General features: G+C 50.4%; 34 protein-coding genes and 1 pseudogene. 22 read left to right on the forward strand and 13 right to left on the reverse strand.

The features are described from left to right. Positions 1 to 61: 61 nt before the first annotated feature. The 5 genes from arsB to AC5JMP_RS15230 all read right to left on the reverse strand — a co-directional run bounded on the left by arsB (position 62) and on the right by AC5JMP_RS15230 (position 5,078). Positions 62 to 1,117, reverse strand: a complete 1,056-nt coding sequence (arsB, locus tag AC5JMP_RS15210; protein WP_495852332.1) for an ACR3 family arsenite efflux transporter — start codon at positions 1,115 to 1,117, stop codon at positions 62 to 64. A 1-nt stretch (position 1,118) separates the two neighbouring features. Beyond that, on the reverse strand, positions 1,119 to 2,375 hold the full coding sequence (gene arsJ / locus AC5JMP_RS15215; protein ID WP_495852333.1) for an organoarsenical effux MFS transporter ArsJ: 1,257 nt from the start codon (positions 2,373 to 2,375) through the stop codon (positions 1,119 to 1,121). Between the two features lie 24 nt (positions 2,376 to 2,399). Then, on the reverse strand, positions 2,400 to 3,410 hold the full coding sequence (locus tag AC5JMP_RS15220; RefSeq protein WP_495852334.1) for an ArsJ-associated glyceraldehyde-3-phosphate dehydrogenase: 1,011 nt from the start codon (positions 3,408 to 3,410) through the stop codon (positions 2,400 to 2,402). Between the two features lie 45 nt (positions 3,411 to 3,455). Then, positions 3,456 to 4,517, reverse strand: a complete 1,062-nt coding sequence (locus AC5JMP_RS15225; protein ID WP_495852335.1) for a PstS family phosphate ABC transporter substrate-binding protein — start codon at positions 4,515 to 4,517, stop codon at positions 3,456 to 3,458. A 243-nt stretch (positions 4,518 to 4,760) separates the two neighbouring features. Then, a complete protein-coding gene (locus tag AC5JMP_RS15230) occupies positions 4,761 to 5,078 on the reverse strand; it encodes an ArsR/SmtB family transcription factor (protein ID WP_495852336.1) in 318 nt (105 codons plus the stop codon). A 203-nt stretch (positions 5,079 to 5,281) separates the two neighbouring features. On the opposite strand from AC5JMP_RS15230, the gene AC5JMP_RS15235 reads away from it, so the two are divergent. Both AC5JMP_RS15235 and AC5JMP_RS15240 read left to right on the forward strand, forming a co-directional pair. Next, the gene (locus AC5JMP_RS15235) at positions 5,282 to 6,556 is read left to right on the forward strand and encodes a lipid-A-disaccharide synthase-related protein (protein WP_495852337.1); all 1,275 of its coding nucleotides are present in this window, start codon (positions 5,282 to 5,284) and stop codon (positions 6,554 to 6,556) included. Between the two features lie 167 nt (positions 6,557 to 6,723). After that, the gene (locus AC5JMP_RS15240) at positions 6,724 to 7,629 is read left to right on the forward strand and encodes a pentapeptide repeat-containing protein (RefSeq protein ID WP_495852338.1); all 906 of its coding nucleotides are present in this window, start codon (positions 6,724 to 6,726) and stop codon (positions 7,627 to 7,629) included. 114 nt (positions 7,630 to 7,743) lie between these two features. On the opposite strand, the gene AC5JMP_RS15245 is transcribed toward AC5JMP_RS15240, so the two are convergent. Further along, on the reverse strand, positions 7,744 to 8,493 hold the full coding sequence (locus AC5JMP_RS15245) for a 2-phosphosulfolactate phosphatase family protein (protein WP_495852339.1): 750 nt from the start codon (positions 8,491 to 8,493) through the stop codon (positions 7,744 to 7,746). 241 nt (positions 8,494 to 8,734) lie between these two features. Here AC5JMP_RS15245 and AC5JMP_RS15250 point away from each other — a divergent pair, with 241 nt between their 5' ends. Both AC5JMP_RS15250 and AC5JMP_RS15255 read left to right on the forward strand, forming a co-directional pair. Then, a complete protein-coding gene (locus AC5JMP_RS15250) occupies positions 8,735 to 9,280 on the forward strand; it encodes a DUF4168 domain-containing protein (RefSeq protein ID WP_495852340.1) in 546 nt (181 codons plus the stop codon). A gap of 85 nt (positions 9,281 to 9,365) precedes the next feature. Beyond that, positions 9,366 to 9,626 carry a hypothetical protein gene (locus tag AC5JMP_RS15255; RefSeq protein ID WP_495852341.1) on the forward strand — a complete coding sequence of 87 codons (261 nt, stop codon included), beginning with the start codon at positions 9,366 to 9,368 and terminating at the stop codon, positions 9,624 to 9,626. Between the two features lie 215 nt (positions 9,627 to 9,841). Here the strand turns inward: AC5JMP_RS15255 and AC5JMP_RS15260 are convergent, their stop codons facing one another. After that, positions 9,842 to 10,549 (reverse strand): response regulator, encoded by a 708-nt coding sequence (locus AC5JMP_RS15260; RefSeq protein WP_495852342.1) that lies wholly within the window; start codon positions 10,547 to 10,549, stop codon positions 9,842 to 9,844. A gap of 346 nt (positions 10,550 to 10,895) precedes the next feature. Here AC5JMP_RS15260 and AC5JMP_RS15265 point away from each other — a divergent pair, with 346 nt between their 5' ends. The 3 genes from AC5JMP_RS15265 to AC5JMP_RS15275 all read left to right on the forward strand — a co-directional run bounded on the left by AC5JMP_RS15265 (position 10,896) and on the right by AC5JMP_RS15275 (position 13,336). Next, positions 10,896 to 11,720, forward strand: a complete 825-nt coding sequence (locus AC5JMP_RS15265) for an alpha/beta hydrolase (RefSeq protein ID WP_495852343.1) — start codon at positions 10,896 to 10,898, stop codon at positions 11,718 to 11,720. 11 nt (positions 11,721 to 11,731) lie between these two features. Beyond that, positions 11,732 to 12,373 carry an alpha/beta hydrolase gene (locus tag AC5JMP_RS15270; protein ID WP_495852344.1) on the forward strand — a complete coding sequence of 214 codons (642 nt, stop codon included), beginning with the start codon at positions 11,732 to 11,734 and terminating at the stop codon, positions 12,371 to 12,373. A gap of 87 nt (positions 12,374 to 12,460) precedes the next feature. Next, a complete protein-coding gene (locus tag AC5JMP_RS15275; protein ID WP_495852345.1) occupies positions 12,461 to 13,336 on the forward strand; it encodes an ABC transporter permease in 876 nt (291 codons plus the stop codon). Positions 13,337 to 13,386: 50 nt separating this feature from the next. Here AC5JMP_RS15275 and AC5JMP_RS15280 read toward each other — a convergent pair whose 3' ends face one another. The 5 genes from AC5JMP_RS15280 to AC5JMP_RS15300 form a co-directional block, all read right to left on the reverse strand. Beyond that, on the reverse strand, positions 13,387 to 13,770 hold the full coding sequence (locus tag AC5JMP_RS15280) for a DUF2614 family zinc ribbon-containing protein (RefSeq protein WP_495852346.1): 384 nt from the start codon (positions 13,768 to 13,770) through the stop codon (positions 13,387 to 13,389). Between the two features lie 186 nt (positions 13,771 to 13,956). Further along, positions 13,957 to 14,211: a helix-turn-helix domain-containing protein gene (locus tag AC5JMP_RS15285; RefSeq protein WP_495852347.1), complete on the reverse strand. Its 255-nt coding sequence runs from the start codon at positions 14,209 to 14,211 to the stop codon at positions 13,957 to 13,959. Between the two features lie 12 nt (positions 14,212 to 14,223). Continuing rightward, positions 14,224 to 14,442, reverse strand: coding sequence for a hypothetical protein (locus tag AC5JMP_RS15290; protein ID WP_495852348.1), 219 nt, complete (start codon positions 14,440 to 14,442; stop codon positions 14,224 to 14,226). A gap of 154 nt (positions 14,443 to 14,596) precedes the next feature. Beyond that, entirely contained in the window at positions 14,597 to 14,968 is a 372-nt protein-coding gene (locus AC5JMP_RS15295) for a hypothetical protein (RefSeq protein ID WP_495852349.1), read from the reverse strand. 103 nt (positions 14,969 to 15,071) lie between these two features. After that, the gene (locus tag AC5JMP_RS15300) at positions 15,072 to 15,383 is read right to left on the reverse strand and encodes a helix-turn-helix domain-containing protein (RefSeq protein ID WP_495852350.1); all 312 of its coding nucleotides are present in this window, start codon (positions 15,381 to 15,383) and stop codon (positions 15,072 to 15,074) included. Positions 15,384 to 15,553: 170 nt separating this feature from the next. Here AC5JMP_RS15300 and AC5JMP_RS15305 point away from each other — a divergent pair, with 170 nt between their 5' ends. Next, positions 15,554 to 15,874 carry a nucleotidyltransferase domain-containing protein gene (locus tag AC5JMP_RS15305; RefSeq protein ID WP_495852351.1) on the forward strand — a complete coding sequence of 107 codons (321 nt, stop codon included), beginning with the start codon at positions 15,554 to 15,556 and terminating at the stop codon, positions 15,872 to 15,874. Next, positions 15,871 to 16,260, forward strand: a complete 390-nt coding sequence (locus AC5JMP_RS15310) for a HEPN domain-containing protein (RefSeq protein ID WP_495852352.1) — start codon at positions 15,871 to 15,873, stop codon at positions 16,258 to 16,260. The genes AC5JMP_RS15305 and AC5JMP_RS15310 overlap by 4 nt, the downstream gene beginning before the upstream one ends. 15 nt (positions 16,261 to 16,275) lie before the next feature. On the opposite strand, the gene AC5JMP_RS15315 is transcribed toward AC5JMP_RS15310, so the two are convergent. Beyond that, the gene (locus AC5JMP_RS15315; protein WP_495852377.1) at positions 16,276 to 16,527 is read right to left on the reverse strand and encodes a helix-turn-helix domain-containing protein; all 252 of its coding nucleotides are present in this window, start codon (positions 16,525 to 16,527) and stop codon (positions 16,276 to 16,278) included. Positions 16,528 to 16,859: 332 nt separating this feature from the next. On the opposite strand from AC5JMP_RS15315, the gene AC5JMP_RS15320 reads away from it, so the two are divergent. The 13 genes and pseudogenes from AC5JMP_RS15320 to AC5JMP_RS15380 all read left to right on the forward strand — a co-directional run bounded on the left by AC5JMP_RS15320 (position 16,860) and on the right by AC5JMP_RS15380 (position 23,615). Continuing rightward, positions 16,860 to 17,108, forward strand: a complete 249-nt coding sequence (locus AC5JMP_RS15320; protein ID WP_495852353.1) for a hypothetical protein — start codon at positions 16,860 to 16,862, stop codon at positions 17,106 to 17,108. Positions 17,109 to 17,147: 39 nt separating this feature from the next. Further along, positions 17,148 to 17,393: a hypothetical protein gene (locus AC5JMP_RS15325; RefSeq protein WP_495852354.1), complete on the forward strand. Its 246-nt coding sequence runs from the start codon at positions 17,148 to 17,150 to the stop codon at positions 17,391 to 17,393. A gap of 483 nt (positions 17,394 to 17,876) precedes the next feature. Beyond that, positions 17,877 to 18,338, forward strand: coding sequence for a hypothetical protein (locus AC5JMP_RS15330; RefSeq protein WP_495852355.1), 462 nt, complete (start codon positions 17,877 to 17,879; stop codon positions 18,336 to 18,338). A 48-nt stretch (positions 18,339 to 18,386) separates the two neighbouring features. Then, the gene (locus tag AC5JMP_RS15335) at positions 18,387 to 20,177 is read left to right on the forward strand and encodes a tetratricopeptide repeat protein (protein ID WP_495852356.1); all 1,791 of its coding nucleotides are present in this window, start codon (positions 18,387 to 18,389) and stop codon (positions 20,175 to 20,177) included. Between the two features lie 80 nt (positions 20,178 to 20,257). After that, on the forward strand, positions 20,258 to 20,467 hold the full coding sequence (locus tag AC5JMP_RS15340) for a hypothetical protein (RefSeq protein WP_495852357.1): 210 nt from the start codon (positions 20,258 to 20,260) through the stop codon (positions 20,465 to 20,467). A gap of 158 nt (positions 20,468 to 20,625) precedes the next feature. Continuing rightward, positions 20,626 to 20,742: pseudogene (locus tag AC5JMP_RS15345) on the forward strand (type II toxin-antitoxin system RelE family toxin); the annotation flags it as partial. Positions 20,743 to 20,930: 188 nt separating this feature from the next. After that, positions 20,931 to 21,134, forward strand: coding sequence for a type II toxin-antitoxin system HicB family antitoxin (locus AC5JMP_RS15350; protein ID WP_495852358.1), 204 nt, complete (start codon positions 20,931 to 20,933; stop codon positions 21,132 to 21,134). Continuing rightward, the gene (locus AC5JMP_RS15355) at positions 21,131 to 21,355 is read left to right on the forward strand and encodes a type II toxin-antitoxin system HicA family toxin (RefSeq protein WP_495852359.1); all 225 of its coding nucleotides are present in this window, start codon (positions 21,131 to 21,133) and stop codon (positions 21,353 to 21,355) included. The genes AC5JMP_RS15350 and AC5JMP_RS15355 overlap by 4 nt, the downstream gene beginning before the upstream one ends. A 126-nt stretch (positions 21,356 to 21,481) precedes the next feature. After that, positions 21,482 to 21,745 carry a DUF4926 domain-containing protein gene (locus AC5JMP_RS15360; RefSeq protein ID WP_495852360.1) on the forward strand — a complete coding sequence of 88 codons (264 nt, stop codon included), beginning with the start codon at positions 21,482 to 21,484 and terminating at the stop codon, positions 21,743 to 21,745. Between the two features lie 145 nt (positions 21,746 to 21,890). Next, complete coding sequence (locus AC5JMP_RS15365) at positions 21,891 to 22,100, forward strand: 2-oxoisovalerate dehydrogenase E1 subunit beta (RefSeq protein WP_495852361.1); 210 nt, start codon at positions 21,891 to 21,893, stop codon at positions 22,098 to 22,100. After that, a complete protein-coding gene (locus tag AC5JMP_RS15370) occupies positions 22,097 to 22,336 on the forward strand; it encodes a type II toxin-antitoxin system HicA family toxin (protein ID WP_495852362.1) in 240 nt (79 codons plus the stop codon). The genes AC5JMP_RS15365 and AC5JMP_RS15370 overlap by 4 nt, the downstream gene beginning before the upstream one ends. Positions 22,337 to 22,618: 282 nt before the next feature. After that, positions 22,619 to 22,885: a type II toxin-antitoxin system RelE family toxin gene (locus AC5JMP_RS15375; protein ID WP_495852363.1), complete on the forward strand. Its 267-nt coding sequence runs from the start codon at positions 22,619 to 22,621 to the stop codon at positions 22,883 to 22,885. Between the two features lie 151 nt (positions 22,886 to 23,036). Then, the gene (locus AC5JMP_RS15380) at positions 23,037 to 23,615 is read left to right on the forward strand and encodes a chromophore lyase CpcT/CpeT (RefSeq protein ID WP_495852364.1); all 579 of its coding nucleotides are present in this window, start codon (positions 23,037 to 23,039) and stop codon (positions 23,613 to 23,615) included. Position 23,616 lies beyond the last annotated feature (1 nt).

A 23,616-nucleotide genomic window follows, 5' to 3' on the forward strand; every position in this document is an offset into this window, starting at 1 on the left:
GCTCCGCGCGGCTCTCAAAAAATAACTCGTCCTAACTCAATTACGTAATGCCATAACACAATTAATCCAGCGATGCGACCTTAAAATAACGCCTCTGAAACCAGAGAGAAACATTGACTAGACTAATCAACATCGGCACCTCTACTAGAGGCCCGACGACAACTGCGAAGGCAGCACCCGAATTGATGCCAAATACGGCAATGGCGACCGCGATCGCCAGCTCAAAATTATTGCCTGCGGACGTAAACGCCACGCTAGCGGCTCTGGAGTAATCCGTCTTGACCCGCCATGCCATATAGAAGCTGATAAAAAACATGAGGACGAAGTAGAGGATCAGCGGGATGGCAATCCGAACTACATCTAGCGGAATTTGCACCAGCAGATTGCCTTTGAGGCTAAACATGACGGCGATCGTAAACAGTAGGGCAACCAGGGTAATCGGGCTGATTTTTGGCACAAATTCCTCGTGATACCATTGCCTGCCCTTTGCTTTCACCAGAAAAAAGCGCGTCAGAAATCCAGCCAGAAAGGGAATGCCAAGATAAATCATCACGCTTTTGGCGATCTCGGCAATGCTGATATTGACCACGCTGCCCTGTAACCCAAACAGCGGCGGCAAGACGCTAATAAAAAACCAGGCATAAGGGCTGTAGAAAATCACCTGAAAAATGCTGTTGAAGGCAACTAGCCCAGCCGTGTATTCCGTGTTGCCCCGTGCCAAGTCGCTCCAGACGACCACCATAGCAATGCATCGCGCCAACCCAATCAGGATTAGCCCCACCATATATTCTGGGTAGTCGCGCAGAAAGATAATCGCCAGAAAAAACATCAGGAACGGACCAATGATCCAGTTTTGTACCAGCGAAATACCCAGAACCTTGCCGTTGCGAAAGACATCGCCCAATTCCTCGTACCGCACCTTAGCCAACGGCGGATACATCATCAGGATCAACCCGATCGCGATCGGAATATTGGTCGCACCCACCTGAAACTGGTCAATGACTCCCTCAACTCCAGGGAAGAAATAGCCTATCCCCACCCCGATCGCCATTGCCAGAAAAATCCACAGAGTGAGAAAGCGATCGAGAAATGAAAGTCTTGGCGCTTGGGTCTTCATTCTAATCTCCCTCTCCGGCTTTCCAGGCGATCGCTTTTTGGGGTTGCGGGTCAGGTAGCTTTAATGAGATCAGCGCTGCTGCTAATACAAAGAAGCTAGACACCCAGAGACAGCCTACTAGGTTAAAAAACTGAAACACCAGACCCGACAGAACCGTGCCGATTAATCGCCCACCAGAGTTCGCCATGTAATAGAAGCCAACGTTGAGGGCAACCTTGTCGTCATCAGTGTATGCCAGCACCAAATAGGAATGCACGGCTGAGTTGAAGGCAAAGACAATCCCAAAAATCGTCAGACCCACGACAATTACTGCGTCTGGGGGAAGGTTCATCTGAAGGGCGATCGCAATTCCTGCGGGTACTGCGATCAGGGCAAACGTCCAAAACTGAATGGTGTTGGCATTCGGCGGCTGCCCGTTGCCAAATCGCTTCAGCAGCACCGGAGCCAGGAACTGCACCAAGCCATAGCCGATCACCCAGCAAGCCATGAAACCGCCCACCTGGTAAAACGACCAGCCTAATGGTCCACGTAAGAACACAGGCAAGCCCACCACAAACCAGATATCCCTGGAGCCAAACAGAAAGAACCGAGCAGCCGAAAGAATATTGATTTCTCGGCTTTTGGAAAACAGTTGACTAAAGCCCACCTTCTTCTTAATTTTGCCCATGCCGTTAGGCAAGAAGAATCCTGTCAACAGAACGGCGATTAGTCCTGCCGCCATGATCAGCAGCGCATTCTTAAACCCAAAGACTTCCAGCAGAGCCGCACCGAGGAAAAAGCCTACCCCCTTTAACGCATTCTTTGATCCGGTCAGCACTGCCACCCACTTAAACAGAGAAGACTGCGCCTCCTGGGGCACGACCAAACGAATGGCGCTTTTGGAACTCATTTTGGTCAAGTCTTTGGCAATGCCTGAGAAAGCTTGAGCCGTCATGACATAGGCGATCGCCACCCCCTGCGACCAGCCCGGATCGAGGAAAGCCAGCATTCCCAGACCCAAAACCTGTAGCGCAATCCCGGCGTACAGCGTCACCTTTAGCCCCAACTGAGAGCCAATCCAGCCGCCCAAAAAGTTTGTGATGACGCCAAAGATTTCGTAGAACAAAAACAGGAACGCAATTTGCAGCGGCGTGTAGCCAATGTTGTAGAAGTACAGCAACACCAGCATTCGCAGCGCGCCATCTGTGAGCGTGAAGCCCCAGTAGGCGATCGTCACCAGCATGTAGTTGCGTAGATTAGCTTGAGAGGCGGTAGCCATGGGTTTAGCGTCAGAATGTAAAGGTCAAAGGCTCAACGCAACTTTTCTGGCCAGTTCCACCATGCGGTTGGCATAGCCCCACTCATTGTCATACCAGGCAAAGATTTTCACCTGCGTCTCATCCACCACCATCGTAGACAGGGCATCGATGATGGCAGAGCGCGGATCGTCTTTGTAGTCGATCGACACCAGAGGACGTTCCTCATAGCCCAGAATGCCTTTAAGCGGCTCTTGCTCAGAAGCGGTTTTCAGCAGGCTATTAACTTCTTCGACGGTGGTAGGACGCGCGACTTCAAAAACGCAGTCAGTCAGAGAGGCGTTGAGTAGCGGCACCCGCACGGCTAAGCCATTCAGCTTGCCGTTGAGTTCTGGATAGATTAGACCGATCGCCGTTGCCGATCCCGTGGTGGTAGGAATCAGCGACAGGCTGGTAGCTCTGGCGCGGCGCAGATCTTTGTGGGGGGCATCGACGATCGTTTGGGTGTTGGTGTTGTCGTGAATCGTCGTAATCACGCCATGCCGAATGCCCAGCCCCTCCTGGATCACCTTCACTACGGGCGCGAGACAGTTGGTGGTGCAGGAAGCGGCAGTTAAAAGGTGATGCTGATCCGGCTGATAGAGGTCATCGTTCACGCCCATGACAATGTTCAGCGCGCCCTGTTTGACCGGAGCCGCAACAATTACCTTTTTCACCCCGCGTTTGAAGTAAGGGTCGAGGGTTTCGGTCGTGCGGAACTTGCCGGATGCCTCTAGCACCAGATCGACGCCCAGATCGTCCCAAGAGACTTCGCTGGGTGAAGCGCATTCACTGAAGCTAAGGGATTTGTCATCAATCCACACCTTCCCGTCTTTGGCTTCGACTTCAGGTGCCCAGCGTCCATGTACAGAGTCAAATTTCAGCAGATGTGCAGCCGTGACCGCGCCGCCCTTCAGCTCGTTGATATGGACAAACTCTAGTTCCGACCAGCCCCAAGCAGCCCGGAGCGCCAATCGCCCGATCCGCCCAAACCCATTAATCCCAACCCTTACACTCATGATTTCTTCCTGCACTTGAAAATAGCGAGATCTGATCGAACGGCTTTAGAAAGTTTGTTCTTTCAGAAGCACCTCCCGAATCGTCAGGTAAGGCTGAGGCTTGCCGTCGTAAGCTGTGCCGACTTCACCCTTGTAGAGGTGGACTGAGCCAATGTCATAGGCTTCTTGGGGCAGCGGCGCGTAGCCCACCGTTTCCACGATGCGCTTAGCGTTTTTCAGGTAGAACTGCACGAAGTCCCGCAAGCCTGTGTTTTTCTGGGATGCCTGAAGATTGATATAGATAAACAGCGGACGCGACAGCGGTTGATAAGCAGCGCTCTCGACTGTCTGGCGCGAAGGCAAAACGGCTCCTTTGCCTTTGCCATCATCGATCGCCACTGCCTTGAGACGATTCTGATTCTTCTCAAAGTAAGCTAGACCAAAGAAGCCCAGAGCCGTCGGATCTTTGGCAATGCCTTCCACCAAAACATCGTCATTTTCGCTGCCCGTGTAGTCAGTCCGGGTATCGGCTCCGCCCATGATGACCTCTGCGAAGTAGTCGTAGGTGCCGGAGTCTGTCCCCGCTCCATAGAGGGTGATTGGCTGATTAGGAAACGAGGAGCGCACCTGCTGCCAGGTTTTGATTTTGCCCTGAGCGGCAGGCTCCCAAAGTTTTTTTAGCTCCTCTACCGTCAAGTCTTTTGCCCAATCGTTTTGGGGATTAACCGCTACCGTCAGGGCATCAAAGGCGATCGGCAATTCAACATATCTAATTCCTGCGTTCCGACATGTCGCGATCTCCTCAGTAGAAATGGGACGAGAGGCATTGCTAATGTCGGTTTCTCCAGCACAGAATTTTCTGAATCCGCCCGTCGTCCCAGAAGATTCAACCGCCACCTCTACACTGGGATTGGACTGTCGAAACTCTTTGGCAACTGCGTCGCTGATGGGAAAAACTGTGCTAGACCCATCAACCTTAACGGAGGCTGCCGACCCTGCGACTGGACTCCCTGAAGCGGCTGATGGGGAGGAGGTTGAAGATGGAGCGCTACAGGATGACACAAACAGGATGGCAGCAGTGACCAGAGAAATAGGTAGCCTCAGCCTCATCTGCATTAAAAAAGTCATAAATTTCCTTACTTAGGTAAATGTCTAATACGCAAAGGGGCAAAATCTTTGAAACTTGATGTTTTTTGAAATTTGCATCTAAAAATATTGATACATCAATTAAATTTGTTTAGTCAAGCAGCGAAGAACACAAGTTCGACAATATTTGTTAAGAACGCTATCTCTTGAAAACGCTATCTCTTGAAAATGCTATCTCTTGAAAATGCTATCTCTTGAAAATGCTGTGACACCCAACCAAAACGCCTAGTCATCGCAAGGTCGAGCTGAAACGATGGGGCTAAATCGGCGAAACTCTCCCAAATGCTGCTCCAGCACCACAAACTGCGGCAGATCAAGGCTGTAGTACATCCAGCGTCCTTCTTGGCGGGCGCGCAGCAGCCGAGCCTCTTTCAGCACCTTGAGATGAAAAGACAGCTTAGATTGCGACACGCCTAAAGCTTCACACAAGTCGCAAACACAAAGCTCTTTGCTCCGCAATAAGTCTAAAATCTGTAGTCTCAGCGGTTCGGAGAGGGCATGGAAGCCAGAGGCGATGAGGGGAGATATCGTAGCTAATGGCATCAAGTTTTCTTTAATTAACTTTTGTTGAAACGTTCTTCGATTCTAGAACCAGACTGAAGAAATGTCGATCGCTCCTCTTTAGAATTTCACGATGAGGCGATATTCGGGTAGTGATTTATTTGGGACGACCCATGACAAGTCTGTATCTTGAACGCCTGTATCTTAAACATGGTATTGTGCAGGCTCAGTAAAACCAGATCTCCATGCGCCTTCTTTGTCTCAGCAACGGTCACGGTGAAGATGCGATCGCCCTGCGTATCCTGCAAGCGCTTCAGCAAGATGCTTCTCTAGAAGAAATGGAACCTATGGAACTAGCCGCCTTGCCGATCGTCGGTGAAGGACAAGCTTACAAACAACACGGTATCCCAGTCATCGGTGAATCAAAATCCATGCCGTCGGGCGGCTTTCTATATATGGATGGACGGCAGCTCGCGCGAGATTTGCAGGGCGGATTGCTGAGTCTGACGCGATCGCAGCTCCACACCATAAAAACCTGGGCGCGGCAAGGCGGCATGATTTTGGCGGTTGGCGATATTGTGCCTCTCTTATTTGCCTGGTGGAGCGGTATCCCCTACGCCTTTGTGGGCACTGCCAAGTCGGAGTATTATCTGCAAGATGAGCAGGGTGTGCTGCCACGCCCGTCCTGGTTTGAGCAGCTGGAAAGTTCGCTGGGTTCTGTCTATCTACCCTGGGAGCGTTGGCTGATGAAGCATCCTCGCTGTAGAGCAGTATTTCCCAGAGACAGGCTGACGGCAGAAGTGTTGAGAAGGTACGCTATTCGGGCGTTTGATTTGGGCAATCCGATGATGGATGGTCTGGAACCAACAGGTCTGGACTTTCTAGCTTCTTCTGAGAGCCTAGCTTCTTCAAGCATCCCTCTAACGATCGCCCTTCTCCCCGGCTCCAGAGTGTCAGAAGCTTACGAAAATTGGCAAATAATTCTTCAGGCTGTGGCTGCAATACGGATCGAGTTTGCGGCTCAAGAGCTTTTATTTTTGGCGGCGATCGCCCCCAGTCTCGATCTCGCGCCCCTGCAACAAATGCTAGAGCAGGCTGACTGGCAAAAAGTAACGTCATCACCCGCAGCTTTTAGGCAGAAGAACGCTACATTGATCATCACAACCGCGTTTAACGACTGTATCCATCAGGGAAAGCTAGCGATCGCTATGGCGGGCACAGCAACCGAGCAATTTGTCGGACTGGGAAAACCCGCGATCGTGATGCCTGGGAAAGGTCCACAATTCACGCCAAAATTTGCCGAGGCACAAACCCGCCTTCTAGGAATTTCGGTTAGTCTAGTAGCATCTCCTGAAGCGGCAGCAGGAGAGGTGCGATCGCTGTTGCAAGATGCCCCGCGACTGCAACGCATTGCTGAAAACGGATGTCGCCGCATGGGTGAATCAGGGGCGGCAAGCCGGATTGCTGACTGCTTAAATCAGATTTTCAGTGTTGAAGCGATACAAAATGCTTCGAGTTGATGGATAATGCAGCCATGGGTTTTTGGGTTGTCCTAATTCGCACTGCCGTTCATACAAATTAGTAATAGCAATCAGCTTAGTAATAGCGATCAGCCGCGCGAAACGGCTACAGAACTAGCTTTGAGTCGGGTGCGTTTATTGGTTATTCAGCACAGTCGAGGTCGAACATGCATAATAAACAGCTATCCACTCATTCTGCGTCAGATTATTCTGCATCGGAAAGAAAAAGCTTTAAAAAACAGGATTTACGGGGTCAGTCCTTTAAGGGCGAAGACCTATCTGGGCTGGACTTCAGCGGGGCGGATATCCGAGGCACAAATTTTACCAACGCAATTCTCAGAAACGCCGACTTTAGCCATGCCATCACCGGACTCAATCGCGCTGAAACGATCGCCCTTTCGGTAGTTTTGCTAGCGACAGCCTTGCTGCTAGGCACTTTGGCAGGATTTATCGGAGCAACCATCGGGCTACAGTTTCATACCAATGCCCTAGAGATTTCCGCTAAGGCGATCGCAGTTCTGGTTCACATTGGCTTTTTGCTGATTGCCCTGCGCAAAGGCATCACTGCCGGGTTCAGCATTTTTGCCCTCGCGCTTGCCCTGGCTTTTGCAGCGGTAATCATTCATTCGGCTGCCATTCCTATTGCCGGAGCGATCGCCATTGCCATCGTGATTGATTTTTGCGTCGCTGCCGTCACCATCGTGGCTGCAATCGTCGCTATCGTGGCGCGAATTGCGATGAACACCCGGATTGCCTGGGCGGCAGCGGCTATTTTTGTGATCGCTTTTGCCATCACCCTGCATCAAACTCGCACTTCGGTTGCTGCCGTGGCAATCGCCACAACAGCGATGATCCTCAGTGCCTATGTGGGCTGGCGCACGCTTCGACTGCGAGAGCAGATTCGAGTTTTGGGCAGAACTGTATTTGCGCGTTGGGGCACTAGCTTTAGAGGCTCAGATCTAACGGGAGCAAACTTCTCTCAAGCAGTGCTAAAAAACACGGATTTCCGACGGGCTACGCTGACCAAGACTTACTGGAATGAGCAATCGATCGGTATTTTGGAAGGTTTGTGAGCTAACCCGATGCCCACAGCCCTCAATTCCTACTCTTCTCTAATCTGGTCATGAATTTTTCGGAAAGGGGCACACTCCTTTCCAAAAATTCATCCCTAGCACCGAGAACAGAGTCTATGCTGTGTGCTTTACCAATACGCCTAGCTCACGCTGGATAGGCAGCACATCTAGAGTATCAAGTTGAGCGCAGTACTTCAGGTCATCTAGACAGTCAAGGCGAAGCAATCGCTGACCGTGGGTCGCATGACAAAGCAGGTCAAGCAGCCGATCCTGCCATTGAGTGTAGAGCGCTACGGCAGCAAAAGCTTCATCATTTCCCGCAATGCTCTCTAGCGTCTGCCCTTGGCTGGCAAGATGGGCGCTTAACGAATGGACGATCGCCCCTGCGCACACCGTATCCTCTAGGGAATAACTCCCCTCCCAGCCCGATCCGGCAATCCAGATCGAGTCGGGCTGCTGATTTAGCAAATACTGGACGATCGCCGCACGATTAATCAGCGCTGCCGCCAAAACCGTCTTGGCATGCTGAATTTTTTCCAAGCAGCGGGTGCCGTTGGTGGTACTCATAAACAGCCGCTTGCCGCCCACCAACTCAGGCGTACAGGCGAGGGGCGAGTTGCCCATTTCACAGCCTTCCACTTTAGCTCCGCCTCGTTCTCCGGCACGGAGTCGCCTATCGGCTGGCCATTGTTCACTGACCCGCATCAATTCATCCATTGAGCTGAACGCCTGAACCGCTTCGGCACCTGCCGCCAGCGCCGTTGAAATGGTGCTCGTTGCTCGTAAAACATCAATGGCGATCGCACAATCAGGTTGGCTATCCGAGGGGATCAGTTCAGGAGTATGAAAAATAGAGACTTTCACAAGTAAGGTTAGGAATAGGGAACGAGAGTAGGTGACGGCGAAACGGCGTAGTAAAGCCAAGTCACACTGGGTCGGACGCTGTGCGTGAAGTCGTCAGAGTATTATTTTAGGGCGATCGGAGACTATTGCGCGCAACTTTGCTGGGATAGGTTCTCATGGCGATACATCTTCCTGGAACTTCTCACCCTTAGAATGATTCTGATTATTTGAGCTGTTCGATATTGAGTTTCGCGTTTCCGCTATGATGACCGCCTTATCTTTGCTGCCTCAATCTAGTTTTAGTCGCTCCAGCGATCGCTTTGGGATGAGTCGTTTGATGTCGCGATCGCTGTGGGTCGGCTCCCTTGCCCTCATGGGACTGCTGTGCGGGTGGGTGCCTATACAGCAGCCTGCCAGCACGTTAGCCGAAGCCTCAAATAGTCCGTCTTTTAACCTTTCATTCGACAGTGCCGCCTACGCCCAATCTGCCGTTACAGAGGGTGAGATTCAGAGCTATGCGCGATCGGTGCTGCAAATTGAGCCAATCCGTCAAGCCGCCTACGATAATATCAAGCGAGCGAGCGGTGCGGAAGTACCGCCTATTCTCTGCCATCGCCCCAGCAGCCTTAATAGCCTCGACACTAGCATTCGCCCGATCGCCATTGATTACTGCAATCAGGCAATCGCGATCGTCGAGACCAACAACCTCAGCATCACCCGCTTCAACGAAATTACGATGGCGCACAAGTCAGATGCAGGGTTGGCAGGGCGAATTCAACAGGCAATGGCAGTGATTCAAGGACAGTAGGGACTTGGGCTGTACGCTCTTTAGACATACAGCTGACTGCTGCAAAACCGCTTAAAATAGGGTTGGTTCGTTTGAAGGCAACCCTATGGCTCGGTTCGATCCCTACACCCTGCAACTGCAAGTCACTCGTTTGTTTGAACAGGGGCAGTCTTTTTTTGCTGTCACTAAGGTGCAAGACTGGCTACGAGATCATAATCAAGACCCGATCGCCTACAACATCCTGTTCCATCAAAAGCCCGCTCCTGTGGGGGCAGCACAGGCGATCGCTATTGAAATTGAGCTACAGCGTAAGGACGGTCAGCCTGTGGATGCATGGCTCCAGCAAGAGGTGAACCGACAGTCCTAGGCATTTTTCACTAGATTTTCAGGCGTGGCTAATTTTATGTGTGACTTTTTGGAAAGGGGTGTGCCCCTTTCCAAAAAAAGTTTATACCCAGATTAAGCAATGCCGATTTTCACTGTAGCGTTCGCCAGTTTGCTTAGCACATTTAGGATGGGGCGCGAAGCGCCTCACCCTAAATGTGCTTGTCTCAACCGCCTTGGCGGCTGTCATACACAATATTAGCTAGCTACATCCTCGAACTTGTACCCTACCCCAATCACCGTTTTGAGAAAAGCTGGATTGGCGGGATCAGGCTCGATTTTTTTGCGAAGACGGGCTACATGAGTATCCACCACGCGCTCATCGCCGAAGAAGTCATTACCCCAGAGTTTTTCAATGAGCTGAGTCCGGTTCCACACGCGTCCGGGATAGCTCATGAAGGTAGTCAGTAGGTCAAACTCTAGCGTGGTTAGCTCTAATGGCTCTACCTCGCCGCCCTCGATCTGGCGACTCGCAACGCGCTGATCGACATCGGCTGAGAAGTGGGGCGTTTGAAAAGTACGAGTTTGTCCGCCTTGGCGCAGCGTTCGCCGCAAGAGCGCCCTGACCCGCGCCACTAGCTCTCTGGGGCTAAACGGCTTGACCATGTAGTCGTCTGCACCTGTGGAAAGACCGATGATGCGATCGATCTCTTCCCCTTTTGCCGTCAGCATCATAATGTACGGGTCTTTGCTTCCCGGCTTTTGCCGAATGCGGGTGCAAACCTCTAACCCATCCATACCGGGAATCATTAAATCCAGAATAATTAGATCCGGCTGATGGTCTTGAAACAGCTGAATCGCCGTCAATCCATCTCGGCAGGTGCGGCAATTAAATCCCTCTTTCTCCAAGTAGAGCTGGATAAGCTGAGAAATTTCGGATTCGTCTTCAACAATCAGGATGTCCATCTTGGGTTCGGACTCTGAGGAGTAGGCATAGGGTTTTATAAGTAGATCGGGCAGATTTTTACTCAGCCTATCTAGAATCTTAACGTCTGAAATGTGACTCAGGTGACAGCAAAAATCGGAGTTAAGTAAGTTATTTCATTCTCATGGAGTCTAGCGATCGTCTCCCTTTTTGCTGTACTGCTACCTTAAGCAAATTTATTACTGAAGGTAGTTCACATTTTGGAGTTCTTATTTTATAGTTCACGTTTACAGTTCACCTGACAGTCTATTCTCCGGCACACATTCTCTGGCACACACTTCACCTAGCACCTAGCACCCTAGCGATTCGCAGAATCTGATGAATACAATGTCTAAACTCTCGCGCCGCTTTAATCCTAGATCTCTTAGCCTCAAATCTCTCAGCCTCAAATCTCTTAGCCTCAAATCAAAGTTGACGAGTCTCGCGGCTCTGTTGCTCAGTACAGGAAGCATCTTTGTCGCGAACAGTGCCCAGGCCGTTGAGACTATTCAGTTGCGATATTATGGCTCTGACCCTTCTGTTCCTTCTGAGGTGACGCTCTCTTTAGATGAGATCAAGCAGTTTGTGCAGTCTGGTGAGTTGCGACAGGAGGCTAGAGAATTTTTCAATATTAATCAGCAAGATCCGGCTCCTATTCAGCAAATTTTGACAGAGCAAATTCAGGTGCCCTCCAATTTTGGGCAAGATTTTGTAGACAGTTCTATCGGCAGATTTGTAGTGCTTCAGCTTGAAAAGCTGATTCAAGGCTCGAATGCTTCGCCCAATTTGCGCGCAGCAATCCAAGGTTCAATCCAAGACGATCGCAACATCTCTTTACTGGAAATTATTGAAAAGTATCCTGCGGATCGGGTCAGCGTCAATGTGACGAGCCTGGTAGGAATTTACGGAGACATTAGCTCTTTCGTCGGTCGCGTTTTGCCTGCGCTAGAAGTAGCCAAAGAGTACCTCCAGGACATCATTTGTGATTGTGAGCAGCCTGCGGCAGGCGAGCCTCAGAGCAGCAATGTTGAGGGCGATCGTGCGGTTGCCTGTTCCACTTCTCCTGCTGCCTCTGGTTCTGCTGCCTCTAGTTCACCTGTAACGACTCAGCCCTCAGGTGCAGTTCTTTCAAGCCATGGCGCTTTATCTCAATCATCTTCTCCCACCCCCTGAGACAGTCCCTCATGAAATGTTTTTCTTCACCGCTTTTCCAGCGCTTGCTGAGTCGGAATCTGATCAAATTGATGGGAGGGGCTTGGGTTCTAGGAATTGGCATTTCTGCCGCGCTGCCTGTGCCTCCGGCTGTGGCGGCGCAGCGTCTAGTCTTCACGCTTGGCCCGATCGGACGCTCAATTCCCATTGAAGATTTGAGAACATTGGCTGAGACTGGAGAAGCAACTAGACAGATTCGGTGGTATTTGAATCTTGCCGACCTCAGTCCTGAAGCCCTTCAGCAGGCGTTAAATCAGGAAGTGAATTTGAGCCAGCGCTTGGTCGATCGCGTCACCTATTCCTTACCGGGGGAATTCATTCTGTATCAAATTGGCAACACGATTCGCACCCGTTCCGATCGCGCCAATATTCAGGCAAATCGAGCGGCTTTGCTGCTTTCGACTAGCGAAGACAACAAAATTTCACTGCTGGAGTATCTGGAAAATTACCCCACCCCAGAACTCTATATTGATGGAGTATCTCTGCTGAAGTTCGTCAAAGACGTTGAACGAATTAAGGACAGAATTGAGCCGATCGTTGCCACAATCGAGACTCTGCTAGAAGGACTGATTTGTGACTGTGAAAATACTCCAGCTCAGACCTCTCAGCCCTAGTCAGATTGGCAGCTTTTTGGAATGATCACGGTACGCAAATTTGACCTTTAATCATAGAAGAATAACCTCATCGAGTAGAGACACAGCATGGACTCGATCGCGCTAGCCGCTCAAGAATCTTCATTTCAAAAAGCTAAGAAACGATTCCTCAAGTCTATTTCAGGCAGAGTGGGGCTAGTTTTGACGATCGCCATTATTCTTCTCGCCCTGCTCGCGCCCATCCTACGCCCCTTCGATCCGGCAACCGCCCGTGACTTTGCCGCTCGGCTTAAGCCGCCTAGTGCCGTTCACTGGTTGGGCACAGATGGGCTAGGGCGCGACATGCTGAGCTTGGTGTGGTACGGCATTCGCGTATCGCTGTTAGTCAGCATTGTGTCCGTAGTGCTGGGGTTGATCATCGGGACATTTTTGGGGCTAATTGCCGGGTATTTTAGAGGCTGGCTAGAGCGAGTCATTGGCTGGATGACAGATATTTTGCTGGCATTTCCTTCGATTTTGCTGGCGATCGCCATTGCCACGGTGATTGGAGCCAGTCTGCAAAGCGTCATGATTGCGGTGGGCGTGGTAGAGATTCCCAAGTTTATTCGCCTGACGCGCAGCATGGTTTTGTCTTTGCGAGAGCAGGGGTTTGTCCAGACGGTGCGCGCCTTTGGTGCCAAGCCTGGACGGATTATTTTTAATCACATTTTGCCTTCTAGCCTTGCGCCGATTGTGGTTCAGGCAACCTTATCGATCGGGACGGCAACCTTGGAGGCGGCTGGGCTGGGATTTCTAGGATTGGGTGCAAAACCGCCCACGCCAGAACTGGGCACGATGCTGTCGGATTCTTTCACCAACGGCTACGCGCTTTCGGCTCCCTGGACAATTCTGATGCCCGGTTTGATGATTACGCTGATCGTGCTAGCGTTCAATCTTTTGGGAGATGGATTGCGCGATAGTCTTGACCCCAGAGGCAATCGTTAAAACTCTGGAACTGCATTTGCCTAGAAGTGCCCAGAGCGCTGCTCGTAGCCTTACTGGTCTTCAATCTGCTTCACCGAAACGTCGATCGCCTCAACATCGACGGTTCCGGGTGGTGTGACTCGCTGAAAGTGCCCCTTGTCAATGTGGAGAGGTTCACCGCAGCTAGGACAGCGCATATCTACACCGTTGATGCCAGCCACCTCATTGCGACAGACAGGACACTGATCAGAAACCAGGTTGCGTTTGAGCCACCAGCGAAAAACCAAAAACCCAACAATGGGTGCCAGAATCAGCAGAACTAGCAAGATAAATATTGACTTGACCAGCCACCCTAGACCGATCGCCCCTAGTAGCCAGATCACTGCGAAAAGGACAAGCCAGAAGCGTAGACCCGATAGGTTAAATTGCCAGCTTCTAAAGCTATTTGGGTTCACAGTGACCTCCTGCTTTGAGATGATTAAACGAAGATTTCAGTCGGTGAATTCGTTTTCTCCAGCATAAACGACAGACGGATCGCCAAACCTATCTAACGATATGTAATGAAGTAGGGATTATCCCCCTATCGCGTTCGGGTTGCTCAGCATTGCTTAGGGATTGCGATATTGGACAGGGCGATCGCTCTACTCATCCCCTAGTTCCTCTGAATCATCCAGCAGGTTGCCTAAATAAAGCTGAACAAATTCTTGGGCTGCATCTGAGTTAATCTGTTTCAAGGCTTTGGTGACTTCCACGATCGTTTCAGAAGTCGGCTCTCGCTGATCATGAACCCATTTGAATACCGCAGAGCGATCGATTCCAAGCGCGACTGCCAGTTTGTTCTGGCTGATGCCAAATTTTTCTAAAACCTGTTTTAGCGCCTGACTTGCCCTTCCCATGCCCCAATCCTGTCAAAGGATGGCAAGCCCGTAAATGTTGTCTAGATCGACCACATTCTGTGTTATGTTGTCTATGTGGACAACATTATTGTAGAAGGTGAAGTTGATGACTGAAGATTTCTTGTCCGATCGCCCAGATTCCAACAGCTTGCCCCCTAGCGAGTTGTAGTACTCCAGAGGCGATCGTGAATCCGTGCGACTGATTGTGGTGGGTTCACATACGATCGCCATCAGCGATGACCCACACCTTTGTAGCCACACCAGCAATCATTACTCGCCTGTTGCATGGACTATGTTGGCTGAGCGGCGATTCTCATCGCCTAGTGCGTGAGGAGTGTTCTTTCGCTAACGGCGGCATAGGTGTAGCAGTGAATGATACTTAACGTTATTGGTATCTTCGCCAGTACACTGCACCTCCAATAATTGCACTTAAAGAAGGCACTATTCCGATTAGTCGAACTGCTAAATCAGCCAACTCAAATGGAATTGAAAGAATACAGGTTTGGGAACTATCAATGCAATGAATTAAGCCAAGAGCTGTTAATAGGGCTATCGAGAATCCAATAAAACATCCACTCAATGTCCAAGGGAGAACTTGAAGGGCATCATAGTCATAGCTAGATCGGCTCAATCGCTCAATCACGATCGCTGAAATCATAGCAGCCACCATACCTACAAAAACTCCGACTGTGCTAAACAAGATCAAACCTATTCCGAAGTAGAGGCTAAAAAGTCCATCTCCATCAAGATCATCCATCTTTGAACTAATCGAGTGCTTCGTCTATAGGATTCCCAAGCTCTAACAGTTATTTACGTGATGAGATGCGCTCTGGAGGATATAACTACTCCTGGCGATCGCCCTATTCATCCTTCAATGTCTCTGGGTCTCCTAGCAGGTTGCCCAGATAAAGCTGAACAAATTCCTGAGCTGCATCTGAATTGATTTGTTTGAGCGCTTGCGTGATCTCAGCGATCGTTTCTCCGCTGGGATCAACCTGTTCGTGAAACCATCGGTAGACCACATACCGCTGAACGCCTAAAGTGACAGCCAATTTGTTTTGGCTAATTTTGTATTGCTCTAATACTTGTCTGAGGGCTTTTCCGGCTTTTCCCATGCCCCCAATCGTGTCAGAGGATGATGAACTCGTAAATGTACACGTTTTTGTGGTCATGCTGTAAGATTGTTCTGTTGAGTGGAGCAATTTGCAGCCAGAGACGATGACGGGTAAATGGATGAGTGTGGTGACGAAATATATTCGGCTGGAGTAGCGTGAGCGGTGGGGGCGATCGCTCTGATAGCCTGATGTATGCTGGTTTGAGAGACTTAAAGATGAGTAAGTAGATGAATGCGCTGTTGTCTGTAATTTTGCAGGAGTTAAAAGAGCAGCTAGAGGATGTGTATGGCGATCGTCTCTGCCAGATAATTCTCTATGGTTCTCAAGCTAGAGGCGATGCCCACCCTGATTCTGATATTGATATTCTGGTGGTTTTGAAAGAGCCTGTTGATTATGTAACTGAAATCGAGCGAACAAGCTATCTGGTTTCGTCGATTTGCTTAAAGGATGATGTCTTGATTTCTTGCACATTTGTAGGGCGCGATCGCTTCAGTCAACAGCAGGGCGGCTTTTTACGTAACGTTCGTAGAGAGGGAATTGCTGTATGACTCCTGAGCAGAGAGCTTTACTGCAAAAAGCCTACAGAAGCTTAGATGCGGCAGAACTTCTCAATCAACAAAATATGCCTGAATTTGCAGCCTCTCGCGCTTATTACACGATGTTTTATGTGGCAGAAGCTTTTTTAGAGGGCAAGGGCTTGAGTTTTTCCAAGCATTCGGCTGTAATTTCAGCTTTCGGACGAGAGTTTGTGAAGGCGGGAGCAGTCCCTACTGAATTTCACCGTTTTCTAATTACAGCAGAGCAACTTCGGCTGCAAGGCGATTACGATGCTAATCCAGACCTTACAGAAGCTCAAGCCACGGAACAGATCCATAGAGCAAAACAGTTTTTGGAACTCGCAGAGGCTAAATTGACTCACCCCCCAATCTCATAGTGACTGACGATCGCTCTACTCATCCTCTAATTTCTCCGGGTCTTCCAGCAGGTTGCCTAAATAAAGCTGAACAAATTCTCTTGCAGCTTCAGGGTTAATTTGTTTCAAAGCTTTGGTGATCTCAGCAATATTTTCGGCACTCGGATCTAGTCCATGAAACCAGCGACCGACGTTGGCTCGGCTAATGCCCATTGTGACAGCTAGCTTGTTCTGGCTGATTCCATAGGTTTCTAAAACTTGTCTGAGTGCCTGACTTGCTTGACCCACCCCTAGAATCTCGCCTAAGTAACGCTGAACAAATTCTCTCGCAGCTTCAGGATTGAGTTGCTGTAGGGACTCTGTAATGTTGGCGATCGCCTCTCCACCAGGATCGGTTTTTTCTTGTACCCAGCGATGGACATGAGTGCGCTCAATGCCCATCGTAACCGCTAGCTTATTCTGACTAATGGCATAAGCCTCTAAAACCTGACGGAGCGCTTGACCTACTTTTCCCATGCCCCAATCGTGTCAGAGGATGATGAAACCGTAAATGTTACTTATTTGATTTCAAAACAAGAATTTAGTGTATTATTTGATCACACTTTAGTTGAGATGATTTTATGACTGAAGATTTTCTATCCGATCGCCCAGATTCCAACAGCTTGCCCCCCAGCGAGTTGCAGTATTCGAGGGGCGATCGTGAATCGGTACGACTAATTGTGGTGAGTTCGCGCACGGGCGTGATCACGATGATTCACACGCTGCACCTAAAGGCGGTTGCCAATGCCGATGAGTGGAGCGACTTGCAGCCGGAGCCGATGACGGGCAAATGGATGAGTGTGGTGACGAAGTATATTCGATTAGAATGAAAACGGCGGTCGATAGGGCAGAGAGTTTAGGCGCTAATCATGCAGCAAACTGAGAAAACCTCTACATTTCAACAGGCGATCGAGGCTGTGGAAGCTCTGTCGCTGGAGGATCAGGCAGCATTGCTAAACCTCGTTCAACAGCGCCTTAAACACCAGCGCAGAGAAGATCTGCTAGGGCAAGTCTCTGAAGCCGAACGGGATTACGCCACAGGTAATGTTCAACGCGGCTCTGTCACTGACTTAATGACAGAACTGGATTTAGGGCAAGAGGAACTTCTGCCTTAGCGCTTGGCTCTCATGATGAGGTTTATTAGAGCGAGAGTGTCAGCGATCGCCCCTCAAAAACAAAAATTGCGATCGCCCTCTCCATTAATGTCACTTGAAACAGCAGTGTTTTGGTTTGAAATAGAAGTATTTCAGTTTCAAGTGAGATGTTTCGTGTTCTGAACTGCATCATTGGAGTAAAAAGTGTGGCGTTTCCTGTTTGAAGCTGCATTGTTCTTGTTTCAAGTGAGACGTTCCGAGTTCTAAACAGAAATGTTCTCGAAAAAAGTGTGGCGTTCCGTGTTCAAAGGCTGGCGTTTCGTGTTCAAAGCTCGACAGTTGCTGTTCAAAGCTCAACGCTTCGAGTTCAAAGCTTGACGTTTCTCGGTGAGAGTGAAAATGTTGGCATTTTCTGCGTTGCGAGCGCCCAATAGCAAGCAAATCAGCGACAAATAGAGGCGGCTGAAGTAAAGTTAAGCCAGTAGTTTTCTGCGTTTTCCCCCCATGATTGAGCAAATTACGCTGCTGCTAGCTACGCCGATCGCTAAGGCAATATTGGATAAGTTTTATGAGGGCGTGGGGTCTAAGTTGGGCGAAAAGGCGGTGGAGATGCTGCCGGATAAGGTGCAGCAGTTGGGCAAGTTGATGTGGGAGAAATGTTTACGGGGCAAACCGGGCACCGATCAAATCTTGCAACAGGCAGCGGAGGGTTCGACAGAGGCTCAAAAGCAGTTGATAACCTATCTACATAAGGTTTTGGAATCTGATCTGGCACTGAAGCAGGAAGCGCAGAAGCTGGCGGCAGAGATCCATCTGGAAGTAACGAACAACGATATTCAGGCGCGGAACGTGCAGTATGTAACCGGGCAAGCGCAGGGATTACAGGTGAATGATCCCAATCAGCCCGTGATTCAAGTTCAGGGAAATCCGACCTTTCATTTTGGATCTGCTCCCCAATCTGATTGACTGGAGTCGTCGGGAAGGGCACCGACAGAGCGAGGCACGCCCCACAATTTGCCCTACACCGGAGCCACTGAGTTTGTTGGGCGAGAAGCCGACCTAAAAACGCTGCACGATCGCCTCCAAGAATCTAACCTGCTGGCAATTACGGCGATTCAGGGCATGGGCGGCATTGGCAAGACTGAATTGGCGTTGCAATATGCCTATGGCGCACTGGCGCAAGACCAATATCCGGGGGGGGTGTGCTGGCTGCGATCGCGGGAAGACATCGGCACTCAAATTGTCGGCTTTGCCAGAATTTACCTAGACTTATCGCTACCGACTGAGCTGGATTTGTCGCAGCAGGTCGCCTATTGCTGGAGCCACTGGCGCGAGGGCAAGGCGCTATTGATCTGGGATGACGTAAGCAACTATGCCGAAGTTCAGCCCTACCTGCCGCCGAGGGGCGATCGCTTCCAGATTTTGTTGACCACGCGGGTCGATCTGGGGGCATCGGTGCGGCAGTTGCGGCTGGAGGTATTGAGGGAAGAAGCGGCGCTAGATTTGCTGAGGGCGATCGTCACCCAGGGCGGAGAGGTCAAAGACCTTCGATTTCTTGAAGAAATCGGAGGTCTGGAGCGGCAGCTTTGTCAATGGGTGGGCTATTTGCCGTTGGGATTGGAGCTGGTGGGGCGGTATCTGGCGCGCAGGAAAGAGGTGTCGATCGCCACCCTGCTGCAACGGCTGCAAGAAAAACGGCTGGAGGCAAGGGCGCTGCTGCAAGCCGAACCGGGAATGACGGCATCGCTGGGGGTGGCGGCGGCGTTTGAGCTGAGTTGGCAAGAGCTAAAGCCGTCGGCAAAAGAGCTAGCCGCATGGCTGAGTTTGTTTGCCCTCGCGCCGATCGCTTGGCGGCTGGTGCAAGCCTGTTTGCCAGAGTGGAATGAGGAAGATCTGGAGGATGTGCGAGACGAAGACCTGCTGGGGCTGCATCTGCTGCAACCCTCAGAGGCAGGCATATACCAACTGCATCAGCTCTTGCGAGAATTCTTTGCGGCAAAGCGGCAGCAAATGCCAGCCGAAGCCGCGATGCAGCAAACCCTGTGTCGGGTGATGGTGGCAGAGGCAAAACAAATTCCCCAAACCCTGACGCTAGATCTAATCGCCCAATTCACGCCTCTCATTCCCCATCTAGAAGAAGTGGCAACCGCCCTCACCGACTGCCTCACAGACGATGACTTGATTACGCCCTACATTCGAATTGCCTGGTTTTACGAAGGACAGGCGGCCTATGCTCAGGCGCAACCGTGGTTGGAACAATGCCGAGCAACCGCCGAAACCCGTCTAGGCAAAACCCATCCCGCTGTGGCAACCAGCCTCAACAATTTGGCATTGCTGTACCAATCCACCGGACGCTACAGTGATGCCGAGCCTTTGTATGTGCGATCGCTGCAAATCAGAGAGCAACAGTTAGGAGCCGACCATCCCGCCACAGCCAGCAGCCTCAACAATTTGGCATTGCTGTACCAATCCACCGGACGCTACAGTGATGCCGAGCCTTTGTATGTGCGATCGCTGCAAATTAATGAGCGACAGTTAGGAGCCGACCATCCCGACACTGCCGGCAGCCTCAACAATTTGGCAGCGCTGTACCAATCCACCGGACGCTACAGTGATGCCGAGCCTTTGTATCTTCGGGCAGTGGTAATTTTTCACGATCAACTGGGCGAAACCCATCCCACCTTCCAAACCGTTTGGGGTAATTTCGTTGAGTTTTTGAGGCAGGTGATTCAGGCAGGGCAAACCGCGCAGTTGTCCGATCATCCAACGACACAGGACGTGCTAGAGCAACTGAGGCGATTGTAGAGGCAAAGAGTAGTATGGTGGCATAGCCTAAGTCTTAAGCATCAGCTTAGTAGACACCCACCTGAAGACCGGAGACAATCATGTCTGAGCTAACATTAGATCAAACTCAACTTAAAGCGATCGTCAAAGTTGCACTGCTTGAGCTGTTCCAAGAAAATCGCGATGCCTTCACCGATCTAATTGCAGAAGCGATCGAAGAGATTGGGCTAGAACGGGCGATTGTAGAAGGCGAAGCTACCGAACCAGCTAGCCGAGCCGATATCTTCAAACTGCTGGAGCAGCAAGCGTGAAGGTTGAGTTCCGAAAAAGCTTTGAAAAAGACCTGCGTAAACTCCGCGATGCCTCACTGCTGCAACGAATTGCCGCTATTGAAGAAGTAGGCTGTCATTGAGTAAAAGGGGCTGAGAGTCTTGAGGCAGTCAGCAATCTTAGCAAGCTTAAAGCCGAAGGCAACCACTATCGTATCAAGATTGGAGATTACAGAATCGGCATCGCGGTTCAATCTAATTCAGTGGACTTTATTCGAGTTCTACATCGCAAGGAAATTTATCGCTACTTTCCTTGAGGCTAATTCTATCGAATGATTGGAGAAGCAATGTAGGCAGGGCAAACCGGGCAGTTATCCGATCATCCAACGACACAGGCAATGCTAGAGCAACTGAGGCGATCGTGAAAGGCTAGGCGCGATCGTCTTGGCTCAAAGCTGAGGGGCGATCGCGGGTAGACTGAGATAGAACAGAATTCGGAGACTCTATGAAATGGCGCGTCATTCTAGAACCTGATCCTGAAACTGGAGAATGGGCAGTTTGGTGTCCAGAACTACCCGGCTGCGTTTCTGCCGGAGCTACTGAAATAGAAGCTTTAGCGAATATTCAAGAAGCGATTGAACTCTACTTAGAACCCGATGCGATCGAACTTCCCGCTAGCGCTCTCACCCGCGAGGTTTTTGTGGGATGACCCGCGATCGACGGATGAATGTTGACCAGGTTGAAGCGATTTTGCGCCGTTACGGTTTCACATTAGTTTCTCAGAAAGGCAGCCATCGCAAGTGGCGCAACTCAGAACGACAGCTTCAGGTGATTGTGCCGTATCACAAGGGACGCGATCTTCCTATGGGCACCTTACGAAACATCATGACAACTGCCGATATTTCCACAAGTGAGTGGAAAACTGAATAACAGCGATCGTGACAGGCTAAGGGCGATCGTCTTGGCTCAAAGCTGAAGGGCGATCGCGGATATCATTAGGGTCAGCCATCCATCAGCGGCATGAAATTACCCAACGGCGATCGCCTTTATTAAACGATGAAACCTACACCCAAACTCCTGGATACGGTTGCATTACTGAAAGATATTCCAGCCAATCGCCTCACCCTGCTAGAGCCAGCCTACGCCAGTGTTCAACAACTACCTGCTGAATTAATTGGCGCGATCGTCGAAGTTTACGAACAAAACGGCGATCGATTCTATCAAGTAGAGTTCTCCGATGCTCAAGGCTGCGAGTATGCAATGGCAACTCTCAATGCTGAAGAGTTGTTAGTTTTGCACTCAGAGCTGGCAGTTTCATAGGTTCCAGCAGCAAAGCTCCAACCACACAGGCAGTCCTGAAGTAACTGAGGCGATCGTCAAAGGCTAGGGGCGATCGCTCTTGCTCAAAGCTGAAGGGCGATCGCGGGTATAACTGAAATTGAACCTCAAAGATCAGGACGAGCCGATGACTGAAATTATTTTCTTAGTTGAAGATGATCCCGACGGTGGCTATACTGCCAGGGCGATCGGAGAATCTATCTTTACCCAAGCAGATAGCCTGGAAGAACTCAAAGGATATGTCCGAGACGCGGTTCACTGTCACTTTCCTGATGAGCAAACCCGCCCCAAGCTGATTCGCCTTCATGTGGTACATGACGAAGTGATTGCCTCATGAAACTGCCGCGAGACTTGTCGGATGAACTGTTGGCGCAGGCACTCAAATCACTGGGATATCAGATTGATCGCCAAACCGGAAGCCATATTCGCCTGACAACACAGCAGAACGGCGAACATCACGTTACGATTCCAAATCACAGCCCCATCAAAGTGGGCACGCTCAATTCGATTTTGAAAGACATTGCCCAACATTTCAACCTGACGCGTGATCAATTAGTCGAGCGGCTGTTTTAGCAACTGTTGGTAAATCGCGTTAGGATAGCCCTCAGATCACCCCGTGACACGGGGAATGCTACAGCAACTGAGGCGATCGCGCCTAGCCCGTCACGATCGTCTTGGCTCAAAGCTGAAGGGCGATCGCGGTCGTGGCAGAGACAGGGTTACAGTAGCTTCAGTCAAAAATTACTAGAAGCCCCAGAAAGCCCCAGAAGACGAGGGGCTATACCGGAGCAATGCAGGAAGTTTCCTCCGAAACCCCCTCAGTCTGGAGGCTGCCTTGTTAGAACTAGAAAAACCGTGATCGGCAATGATTTGCCAAGTTTCATCCGAGACTTGAAAGCGCTCAAAAAATCTCTCATTTACGAAACGATTAGACATTTAGCATTTGAAGAAATTCCTACCAGCGGCATTGACCAAATTTCTGACCTCAAGAAAATCAAAGGATACGATCGAGCCTATCGAATTCGAGTGAGCGACTACCGCATCAGTCTCTTCATCGAAGACAACGCTATAACCTTTACCAGAGTCCGCCATCGACGCGAGATTTATCGCTATTTCCTCTAAAAGAAATCCGGTTAGGATGACCATACCCAAACTTCTGAATACGATCGCGCTCCTATAGCTGTCGCCAGTTTGCTCAGGACAGCCATAACTGCCTTTTTCTAACTTGATTGGTTTAAAGTCTAGTTATAAATATTTCATATTTATCTTTCCCATGTCTCTGCCACTCCTTGCTCAATGGTTGACAGGCGAATTTGACAATAAGGCGCAAGCCCTCGATCAGCCCGTCTGGTTTGTGCATTTGCGGCTGTGGCATCGCCCTTTGCCTCAGCGGATTAATGGCAACCTGGCGCTGTTTGCAGAACAAGCAAATATCCTGTACAGCGATCGCCCCTACCGTCAGCGCATTGCCGAACTAAAGCCTACCGACGATCCCCAGGTGTTTCAAGTTCAGTATTGGGCATTTCAGCAGCCTGAAAAATTTAAAGGAGCGGGAGCCAATCCTCAGCTGTTAGAGACGCTAAGCCTGGAAGATCTGGAGGCTCTGCCAGGTTGCTTGCTTATCGTGAGGCAATCTGGCATTGGGTTTAAAGCAGAGCCAGAACCCGATACCAAATGCTGCTTTCAGTATGATGGGCAAACCCGACAGGTGAGCTTAGGCTTTGAGGTGAGTGCCGATCGCTTTCTCAGCTACGATCGCGGCGTTGACCTAGAAACGGGCGCTTCACTCTGGGGGGCAATTATGGGAGCCTATGAGTATCGGCGGCTTCAGGCTTTTGAGTGGCAGGTTTGAG

It is taken from the genome of Drouetiella sp., from assembly GCF_059504425.1.

Bases quoted from the DNA above. Each gene is read 5' to 3' on its own strand.
- arsB (WP_495852332.1), bottom strand. From the start codon at position 1,117: ATGAAGACCCAAGCGCCAAGACTTTCATTTCTCGATCGCTTTCTCACT.
- arsJ (WP_495852333.1), bottom strand. From the start codon at position 2,375: ATGGCTACCGCCTCTCAAGCTAATCTACGCAACTACATGCTGGTGACG.
- AC5JMP_RS15220 (WP_495852334.1), bottom strand. From the start codon at position 3,410: ATGAGTGTAAGGGTTGGGATTAATGGGTTTGGGCGGATCGGGCGATTG.
- AC5JMP_RS15225 (WP_495852335.1), bottom strand. From the start codon at position 4,517: ATGACTTTTTTAATGCAGATGAGGCTGAGGCTACCTATTTCTCTGGTC.
- AC5JMP_RS15230 (WP_495852336.1), bottom strand. From the start codon at position 5,078: ATGCCATTAGCTACGATATCTCCCCTCATCGCCTCTGGCTTCCATGCC.
- AC5JMP_RS15235 (WP_495852337.1), top strand. From the start codon at position 5,282: ATGCGCCTTCTTTGTCTCAGCAACGGTCACGGTGAAGATGCGATCGCC.
- AC5JMP_RS15240 (WP_495852338.1), top strand. From the start codon at position 6,724: ATGCATAATAAACAGCTATCCACTCATTCTGCGTCAGATTATTCTGCA.
- AC5JMP_RS15250 (WP_495852340.1), top strand. From the start codon at position 8,735: ATGATGACCGCCTTATCTTTGCTGCCTCAATCTAGTTTTAGTCGCTCC.
- AC5JMP_RS15255 (WP_495852341.1), top strand. From the start codon at position 9,366: ATGGCTCGGTTCGATCCCTACACCCTGCAACTGCAAGTCACTCGTTTG.
- AC5JMP_RS15260 (WP_495852342.1), bottom strand. From the start codon at position 10,549: ATGGACATCCTGATTGTTGAAGACGAATCCGAAATTTCTCAGCTTATC.
- AC5JMP_RS15265 (WP_495852343.1), top strand. From the start codon at position 10,896: ATGTCTAAACTCTCGCGCCGCTTTAATCCTAGATCTCTTAGCCTCAAA.
- AC5JMP_RS15270 (WP_495852344.1), top strand. From the start codon at position 11,732: ATGAAATGTTTTTCTTCACCGCTTTTCCAGCGCTTGCTGAGTCGGAAT.
- AC5JMP_RS15275 (WP_495852345.1), top strand. From the start codon at position 12,461: ATGGACTCGATCGCGCTAGCCGCTCAAGAATCTTCATTTCAAAAAGCT.
- AC5JMP_RS15285 (WP_495852347.1), bottom strand. From the start codon at position 14,211: ATGGGAAGGGCAAGTCAGGCGCTAAAACAGGTTTTAGAAAAATTTGGC.
- AC5JMP_RS15290 (WP_495852348.1), bottom strand. From the start codon at position 14,442: ATGGCGATCGTATGTGAACCCACCACAATCAGTCGCACGGATTCACGA.
- AC5JMP_RS15295 (WP_495852349.1), bottom strand. From the start codon at position 14,968: ATGGATGATCTTGATGGAGATGGACTTTTTAGCCTCTACTTCGGAATA.
- AC5JMP_RS15300 (WP_495852350.1), bottom strand. From the start codon at position 15,383: ATGACCACAAAAACGTGTACATTTACGAGTTCATCATCCTCTGACACG.
- AC5JMP_RS15305 (WP_495852351.1), top strand. From the start codon at position 15,554: ATGAATGCGCTGTTGTCTGTAATTTTGCAGGAGTTAAAAGAGCAGCTA.
- AC5JMP_RS15310 (WP_495852352.1), top strand. From the start codon at position 15,871: ATGACTCCTGAGCAGAGAGCTTTACTGCAAAAAGCCTACAGAAGCTTA.
- AC5JMP_RS15320 (WP_495852353.1), top strand. From the start codon at position 16,860: ATGACTGAAGATTTTCTATCCGATCGCCCAGATTCCAACAGCTTGCCC.
- AC5JMP_RS15325 (WP_495852354.1), top strand. From the start codon at position 17,148: ATGCAGCAAACTGAGAAAACCTCTACATTTCAACAGGCGATCGAGGCT.
- AC5JMP_RS15330 (WP_495852355.1), top strand. From the start codon at position 17,877: ATGATTGAGCAAATTACGCTGCTGCTAGCTACGCCGATCGCTAAGGCA.
- AC5JMP_RS15340 (WP_495852357.1), top strand. From the start codon at position 20,258: ATGTCTGAGCTAACATTAGATCAAACTCAACTTAAAGCGATCGTCAAA.
- AC5JMP_RS15350 (WP_495852358.1), top strand. From the start codon at position 20,931: ATGAAATGGCGCGTCATTCTAGAACCTGATCCTGAAACTGGAGAATGG.
- AC5JMP_RS15355 (WP_495852359.1), top strand. From the start codon at position 21,131: ATGACCCGCGATCGACGGATGAATGTTGACCAGGTTGAAGCGATTTTG.
- AC5JMP_RS15360 (WP_495852360.1), top strand. From the start codon at position 21,482: ATGAAACCTACACCCAAACTCCTGGATACGGTTGCATTACTGAAAGAT.
- AC5JMP_RS15365 (WP_495852361.1), top strand. From the start codon at position 21,891: ATGACTGAAATTATTTTCTTAGTTGAAGATGATCCCGACGGTGGCTAT.
- AC5JMP_RS15370 (WP_495852362.1), top strand. From the start codon at position 22,097: ATGAAACTGCCGCGAGACTTGTCGGATGAACTGTTGGCGCAGGCACTC.
- AC5JMP_RS15380 (WP_495852364.1), top strand. From the start codon at position 23,037: ATGTCTCTGCCACTCCTTGCTCAATGGTTGACAGGCGAATTTGACAAT.